Annotated in this window: 1 pseudogene; it reads right to left on the bottom strand. The window is 59.3% G+C overall.

Going from position 1 to position 472, the window contains the following annotated elements:
• Positions 1-472, bottom strand: a pseudogene (locus BK660_RS32735) (beta strand repeat-containing protein); the annotation flags it as partial.

Here is a 472-nt window from a genome sequence, read left to right as displayed (position 1 = left end):
ACGTTGGCCGCCAGTGTGTGGTCCCTGTAGCTGACGCGCACTTCATCGTTGCCGCCACCGACTTGCTCGATGACCGTTACGCCACCGCCGTTGACGTAGTAGGTGTCGTCGCCCGCACCACCATCGTAGGTAGCGAAGAGGTAGGCGTCGGTGGTGAAACTGTCGTTGAACGCCGAACCGATGACTTTTTCGACATTAGCCAGAGTCACGCCCTGCGAGTCGCCACCAACGCCAGCCAGCCCGGTGCCCGGACGGATGTCGACGTTCACGCCGGCAGCCGATGTCGAGTAGTCGACCGTATCAAAACCCTCACCGCCATCAACGCCCGACATCTGGCTATCGACCACGAAAGTGTCGTTATATTTGGAGCCGGCGACGACTTCGATACCGTTGTAAGTATCGCCCGCACCAATCCCCGAGATGACCCCGGTTTTCAGGTTGATGTTCATCGCAACCGTGCTGTCGAGGTACG

This window comes from Pseudomonas brassicacearum (genome assembly GCF_003732265.1).
In the GTDB taxonomy this organism is placed as follows: domain Bacteria; phylum Pseudomonadota; class Gammaproteobacteria; order Pseudomonadales; family Pseudomonadaceae; genus Aquipseudomonas; species Aquipseudomonas brassicacearum_D.
Note: the sequence above shows the minus strand (reverse complement) of the source record. Positions and strands in the feature narration are given on the sequence as shown.